This window comes from Candidatus Burkholderia verschuerenii (assembly GCF_001189365.1).
GTDB classification, from domain to species: Bacteria; Pseudomonadota; Gammaproteobacteria; order Burkholderiales; family Burkholderiaceae; genus Caballeronia; species Caballeronia verschuerenii.
Genome location: NZ_LFJJ01000269.1, coordinates 1 through 5,552 on the forward strand (window position 1 = coordinate 1; position 5,552 = coordinate 5,552).

7 protein-coding genes are annotated in these 5,552 nt (G+C 62.0%); 5 read left to right on the plus strand and 2 right to left on the minus strand.

Going from position 1 to position 5,552, the window contains the following annotated elements; genetic code table 11:
• Positions 1-184 precede the first annotated feature (184 nt).
• Both BVER_RS27145 and BVER_RS27150 read left to right on the plus strand, forming a co-directional pair.
• A complete protein-coding gene (locus tag BVER_RS27145) occupies positions 185-1,108 on the plus strand; it encodes a YihY/virulence factor BrkB family protein (RefSeq protein WP_050455901.1) in 924 nt (307 codons plus the stop codon).
• A gap of 95 nt (positions 1,109-1,203) precedes the next feature.
• Complete coding sequence (locus BVER_RS27150) at positions 1,204-1,476, plus strand: hypothetical protein (protein WP_050455905.1); 273 nt, start codon at positions 1,204-1,206, stop codon at positions 1,474-1,476.
• Between the two features lie 68 nt (positions 1,477-1,544).
• On the opposite strand, the gene BVER_RS27155 is transcribed toward BVER_RS27150, so the two are convergent.
• The gene (locus tag BVER_RS27155; protein ID WP_050455902.1) at positions 1,545-3,035 is read right to left on the minus strand and encodes an RNA polymerase factor sigma-54; all 1,491 of its coding nucleotides are present in this window, start codon (positions 3,033-3,035) and stop codon (positions 1,545-1,547) included.
• A gap of 498 nt (positions 3,036-3,533) precedes the next feature.
• Between BVER_RS27155 and BVER_RS27160 the strand changes: the two genes are divergently transcribed.
• Together BVER_RS27160 and BVER_RS27165 are read left to right on the plus strand one after the other, a co-directional pair.
• On the plus strand, positions 3,534-3,875 hold the full coding sequence (locus tag BVER_RS27160; protein ID WP_050455903.1) for a BON domain-containing protein: 342 nt from the start codon (positions 3,534-3,536) through the stop codon (positions 3,873-3,875).
• Between the two features lie 304 nt (positions 3,876-4,179).
• Positions 4,180-4,494, plus strand: a complete 315-nt coding sequence (locus tag BVER_RS27165; RefSeq protein WP_232316846.1) for a hypothetical protein — start codon at positions 4,180-4,182, stop codon at positions 4,492-4,494.
• On the opposite strand, the gene BVER_RS27170 is transcribed toward BVER_RS27165, so the two are convergent.
• On the minus strand, positions 4,470-4,922 hold the full coding sequence (locus BVER_RS27170) for a PA2169 family four-helix-bundle protein (protein WP_050455904.1): 453 nt from the start codon (positions 4,920-4,922) through the stop codon (positions 4,470-4,472). The genes BVER_RS27165 and BVER_RS27170 overlap by 25 nt on opposite strands.
• 183 nt (positions 4,923-5,105) lie before the next feature.
• On the opposite strand from BVER_RS27170, the gene BVER_RS31995 reads away from it, so the two are divergent.
• Entirely contained in the window at positions 5,106-5,372 is a 267-nt protein-coding gene (locus tag BVER_RS31995) for a hypothetical protein (protein WP_157056264.1), read from the plus strand.
• Positions 5,373-5,552: the final 180 nt, after the last annotated feature.

Consider the following 5,552-nt stretch of genomic DNA (forward strand, 5'->3'; position numbering starts at 1 on the left):
GCATGCCTCGCCTCACATAACCTCAACTTCCCGAACCGCCCGGTGCGGACCCGCACGCCGGGTGGTGTGGCAGGGTGGTGTGGCAGGGGACCGGCCAGCTTGCTGGCCGCCCCTATGCCGATTTTTTACGCGCAGTTCGGGCATCGGGGCTACCATCGTCGGTTGATCAACCTCCGTTCGCCCGATGAATCAGGAAGTCAACCGTTCGCCGTCGTCACCCTCGCCGGCGCCGCTCGCCGCCGGACGCACGTCGCGGCTGGGCTGGCTGTCGTGGATCGTCGATCCCGTGTCGCAGTGGTCGCAGGATCACTGCCTGATGTTTTCCGCCGCGATCGCGTTTTTCGCGGCGTTTTCGCTCGCGCCGACGCTGGTCATCGTGATCGCCGTGGCGAGCATTTTCTTCGGCGCCGATGCCGTGCAGGGCCGTCTGTTCGATGAAATCAGCGGCGTGGTTGGCGCAGACGCGGCGCACGCGCTGGAGGCGATCGTCGCGAACGCGTGGCATGCCGATATCGCGCGCAGCACGGCGATTCTGTCGCTGGCGGGCGTGCTGGTCGGTGCATCGGCGACGTTTTCGTCGTTGCACAGCGCGCTGAACGTGATCTGGCCGACGCCCGCCGTCAGCACGCGAGAGAGCATCGTGTCGCTGCTGCGCGTGCGCCTGATGTCGTTCGGGCTGGTCATCGGCGCGGGGCTGCTGGTGGGCGCGCTGCTCGTCCTGGATGCGCTCGTCGAAGTGCTCGGTCACTGGGCGCTCGGCGACGGCAATCCGTTCGTCGTGCTGTCGTCGCTGACGCGCCGCGCGATTTCGCTCGGCATGCTGATGCTCGCGTTCACCGTGCTGCTCAAGATTCTGCCGACCACGCGCATGATGTGGCGCGACGCGCTGCTCGGCGCGACCGCCGCCGCGTTGCTGTTCGAATGCGGCAAGCGGCTGTTCTCGCTGTATCTGCAACATGCGGGCACGGCGAATATGTTCGGCGCGGCCGGCTCGCTGGTCATCATTCTGATGTGGCTCTACTACTCGGCGGCGGTGTTTCTGCTCGGCGCAGAACTGGCGGCCACGGCGGCGCGCAAGCGTACGCATCGTCAATCGGGTTGGCGATGATCGGGCGATGGCGTTGCGGCGAGTCCGCGCTTCATGGTAAATACACCGCCCGAGCGCCCGAATTCCGGCGCCAGCGAAATCGATAGGAGCATGTGTTGCGAAGGACCGCGGAAAACAAGCTGAAAGTGGTGGCCGTCAGAGTCGAGCCGGCAATCGAACAGAGATTGCGCGTGCTCGCGGAAGTCACGGGGCGCAAGCAGTCGTTCTTCCTTCCGCGCATGATCGAGGAAGGCATCGAGTCGATGGAAGATATCTGGCTGTCGCCGGAGCAGCGCGAACAGGCCCGCAGCGGCGCATTGCAGCCGCGCCTGCCGTCGGGCGAGACGAACGACCTGTTCAGCGAACTCGACACGCTCGACGACGAATAAACGTCATCCACAAAGAAACAGGCCGCCCGTTTGATGGGGCGGCCTGTTTGCTGCGCTTTAACGACGCATCAAGCGACGCGGCGCAATTCCGCCGGTGGCACCTTCATCAGATGGCGATACTTCGCCACCGTGCGACGCGCGACGATCACGCCCTGATCCGCGAGCATTTTCGCCAGGCTCACGTCGGACAGCGGATCGCGGGTGTTTTCCTTCGAGATCATTTCCTTCAGCAGCGCGCGCACGGCAGCCGCCGAGCACGTACCGCCCGATTTCGTGCTGAGTTCGCGCGGGAAGAAGTGCTTGAATTCGAAGATGCCGCGCGGCGTGGACATATATTTGTTGCCCGTCGCGCGCGAGATGGTCGATTCGTGCAGGCCGAGTTCATCGGCGACATCGCGCAGCACAAGCGGCTTCAGCGCAATTTCGCCGTAGTCGAAGAACGCCTTCTGATGCGACACGATGCATTCGGCCACGCGTTGAATCGTCGTGAAACGCTGCTGCGCGTTGCGGATCAGCCAGCGCGCTTCCTGCAACTGCTGCGCGAGCGGCGAACGGCTCGCGCCGGCCGATTGCGCGAACAATTCCGCGTACATGCGATGAATCTGCGCGCGCGGCAGCACGGCCGGGTTGATCGTCACAACCCACTGACGCTTGGCCTGACGCACGATCACATCCGGCACGACGTAGTTGTCTTCGCTCTGGCCGTAGTTCTCGCCCGGTTTCGGATCGAGCTTGCGCACGAGCGCGCACGCGACGCGCAGTTCGTCCGCGCTGCAACCGATCTTCTTCTGCAACTCGGCCTGTTCGCGGCGAGCCAGCCGTTCGAGATGATGCACGACGATTTCGCGCGCGACATCGCGGCCCGGCGTGTCTTCGGGCATGGCGTCGAGTTGCAGCGTCAGGCATTCAGACAGATTGCGTGCGCCGACGCCCGGTTTGTCGAGCGACTGCACGAGTCTCAGCGCGATGCAGAGCTCGTCTTCGTCCAGCGCAGGCTCGATATCGACGACGTTGGCGAGTTCGCCGAGTTCCTGGCGAAGGTAGCCGTCGTCATCGAGCGCTTCGATGATCAGTTGCGCGATCGCGCGATCGCGTTCGTTGAGTTGATACAGACGCAGCGCATCGTGCAGCGTCTCGTGCAGCGACGGTTCGATGCGAACCCAGTCGGCCGGATCGGAGCCTTCGCCGTCGCCGTTGTTGCGCGACGCGCTGCCGCGGCCGAACGGGTCGGAGGAGAACTCGCTGATGGAATCGTCGCGCGAGCCGGAATCGGCGCTCTGGTTGCTTTCCATGCTGGTTTCGGACGCGAGTGGGGCTTCGGTGGCGCCATCGGCTGCATTGGTGAGCGAGGTGTCGCTCATCGAGTTGCCGTTATCGGCGCTGAGTGCGTTGTCCTCGGTTTGCGACTCGTCGTATTCGAGGAACGGGTTGGTATCGAGCGCGTTGCGCAGTTCCTGTTGAAACTCCAGCGAGGAGAGTTGCAGCAGGCGCACCGACTGCTGAAGACGCGGCGTCAGCGCGAGACTTTGCTTGGTGCGGAGTTCGAGTGAAGGCGGCATTGCGAGCGAATCCTCGATTGTTTTAGGCGTGATAGACGTTGCGTGAACACTGTAAAGCAACGGTCATGCCAACCAGCGTCAATGCCACGTCGCGTCTACGTTTCTCATTTACATATGCGGGGCGACCCGCAGCTTCGCACGGCCGTTTTCGCGCACTTTTTACACTCACTCAGACAAAAGCGCCGCGTGTTTCAAACTACGCGCCGATCGTGCCGCCGGGCCTCGCGCGGGGCGTGTTTTTCGTTCGCGAAAATGGCGCAATTGCCTGATTCGAGGCGCATTTTTGACTTCTCGCGTGCGGCGTTCGGCAGCGCACATGGCCGGTTCGGCACGCAAGTTGCTGTAGGAGGGCACGATCCGCGCATTCGGCGCGGACGGGCTCGTAAGCTGACACATCAAATCAATCGATGAGAACGTCAACGAGCAACACACGGGGCGCCCGCAGATCCCCAGACATGGATGGGGCGCGCAGACGAAAATCGAAAAGGAGCAAGAGCCATGAAGACGACTCAATTTCTCAAAGCAGCCGGCGGTATCGCATGTGTCGTGTTCGCGTTGAACGTGAACGCACAGACCGCATCGACCACGTCGTCGGGCAGCACCGATACGTCAGTCGGCCAGAAGGTCGACGACAGCGCGGTGACCGCCAAGGTGAAGGCCGAGCTACTCAGCGCGAAGGACGTGAGTTCGACGCATATCCACGTCAAGACGAAGCAGGGCGTCGTGTGGCTGACGGGCACGGTGCCGTCGTCGGCGGACAAGACGGCCGCGGAAGAGACCGTGAAGAACGTGTCGGGTGTTGCATCCGTGAAGAACCGCCTGAAAATTGCCGCCAAGTAAGCCGCGAATAATAGCATAGTTGGCAAGCTCGCCCGCCGTCAAGGCGCGGCGGGCGCGGTTGTAAGCCGCTTGAAATCGTTTTAAGACGGCTTATACCGTCTGGAGCCCGCGCCGGGTTCGAGCTTTCGCACTTCGTTGAGCGAAGGATCGGGTCCCGAGCGCGGGTTTGCGCATCAGCCTCACCGTAACACTCGCAGCAGCTTCGACCTTCAAAACGATAGTACGGTCACGGCCGTTACTGACAGGTGGTTCGCACAGGGCGCACGTCGTGGCGCTCGCGCGGCCGCCATAAAAGGAGCTCTTCATGAAGACGAAAAAGATGGCAGTGATCGGCGCGCTCGCGCTGGCTTTCACGACGACGGCTTTCGCACAGGCAGCGTCGGACGCAACGACCACCACGACGAAGAAGCAGAAGGGCACCAACCTGCATCAGCAGAACAAGGCGCACAAGCTGAAGGGCGCATCGGCGGCGGCTGCGGCTTCGTCGATGGGCACCAACGACAAGGGCCAGCCGCCAGCCGCAGTAACGGATATCAGCTCCAGTCGCAACAACGGCCGCGTTTGCGGCCGTTGTCGTTTCAGCGGAGCGATCGACTACGACTTCGCCGCCGCGTACTGATCGCGCAGATCGCGGATGCGATCGTGATTCTCCAGCACGCCCTGATACTGCCGCTCGACGATCGCGCGGATATCGGCCGGCAGATCCTTGTCCAGCGCCTGACGATAGTTCTTCTTCGCGGCATCCTCGCCGCGCTCGCATTCCGCCAGCACCGCATGATCGCTATGACCGGTAACGGTCGATTTCACGTCGACCCAGCCGCGATGCAGCGCGCCCGTCACCGACCCGCCGGTTTCGGGTTTGCCGCCTAGCCGCTGCACGAGTTCCGGCAGTTCGCGCGCGCCCTTCGAACAGGCTTCGGCGCGGTTCTGGAACAGCAACTTGAGGCTTGGATCACGCGTGTCCTCGGCCGCCTTGAGGAACCCCTTTTCCCCGTCCTTCGAGGTTTCGACCAGATCGTTGAGTACCGATACGACGTTCGTGCTCATGTAACACCTCCCTTGTGTTTTGCCTATGCAATGTGCTGCTTCCCGGCGGGATGCGGCATGCCTTCTGGTAGCGCATGCGCTGTGCCTGCGATGTGGCGGCATGTGGCTTGCTACGATGCACTCACTACAGCGTGCGGTCCTATGAGGCTGCGCGCAGCTTTGTCGGCAACTGGAGAGATTTTTATGAAGGCATTTTTCGCTAATCGCGAGTTTTTGGTGTTGGTGGCGGTTGTTGCTTCTGCGGTTTCTTTGTATGTGCGGCAGGAGGTGGTGCCTTTGCCTGCTGCTTCGGCTGTTGTGCCTTCTCATGCGCAGTTTGGGCGGATGTGTGCGCCTTCTTCTTCTTCTTCTTCTAGCTCTGTTTCTAGCGATAGCGCGCGTCCTTTGCCTGCTGATTGTGAATTGCACCGGTCGGTGCCTGAGGGTTTGGCGATTAAGAGCTGGGTTTGAGTTTGCGTTGTCGTTCATGTTTATTCAGTAGCCGCCTCCCCGGCGGTGGGGTTACTTTCTTTGCGGCGGCAAAGAAAGTAACCAAAGAAAGCCGCTTGCCGATCCTAAGCACCTTCTTGAGCGGCCGCGGCACAGGACTTTAGACTTGGCACAGCAGTAGCGAGCGTCTTCACGGTACGT

What these genes read in the sequence shown, in the direction of transcription:
- BVER_RS27145 (WP_050455901.1), top strand. Translation starts at nt 185, where the DNA reads ATGAATCAGGAAGTCAACCGTTCGCCGTCGTCACCCTCGCCGGCGCCG.
- BVER_RS27160 (WP_050455903.1), top strand. Translation starts at nt 3,534, where the DNA reads ATGAAGACGACTCAATTTCTCAAAGCAGCCGGCGGTATCGCATGTGTC.
- BVER_RS31995 (WP_157056264.1), top strand. Translation starts at nt 5,106, where the DNA reads ATGAAGGCATTTTTCGCTAATCGCGAGTTTTTGGTGTTGGTGGCGGTT.
- BVER_RS27165 (WP_232316846.1), top strand. Translation starts at nt 4,180, where the DNA reads ATGAAGACGAAAAAGATGGCAGTGATCGGCGCGCTCGCGCTGGCTTTC.
- BVER_RS27155 (WP_050455902.1), bottom strand. Translation starts at nt 3,035, where the DNA reads ATGCCGCCTTCACTCGAACTCCGCACCAAGCAAAGTCTCGCGCTGACG.
- BVER_RS27170 (WP_050455904.1), bottom strand. Translation starts at nt 4,922, where the DNA reads ATGAGCACGAACGTCGTATCGGTACTCAACGATCTGGTCGAAACCTCG.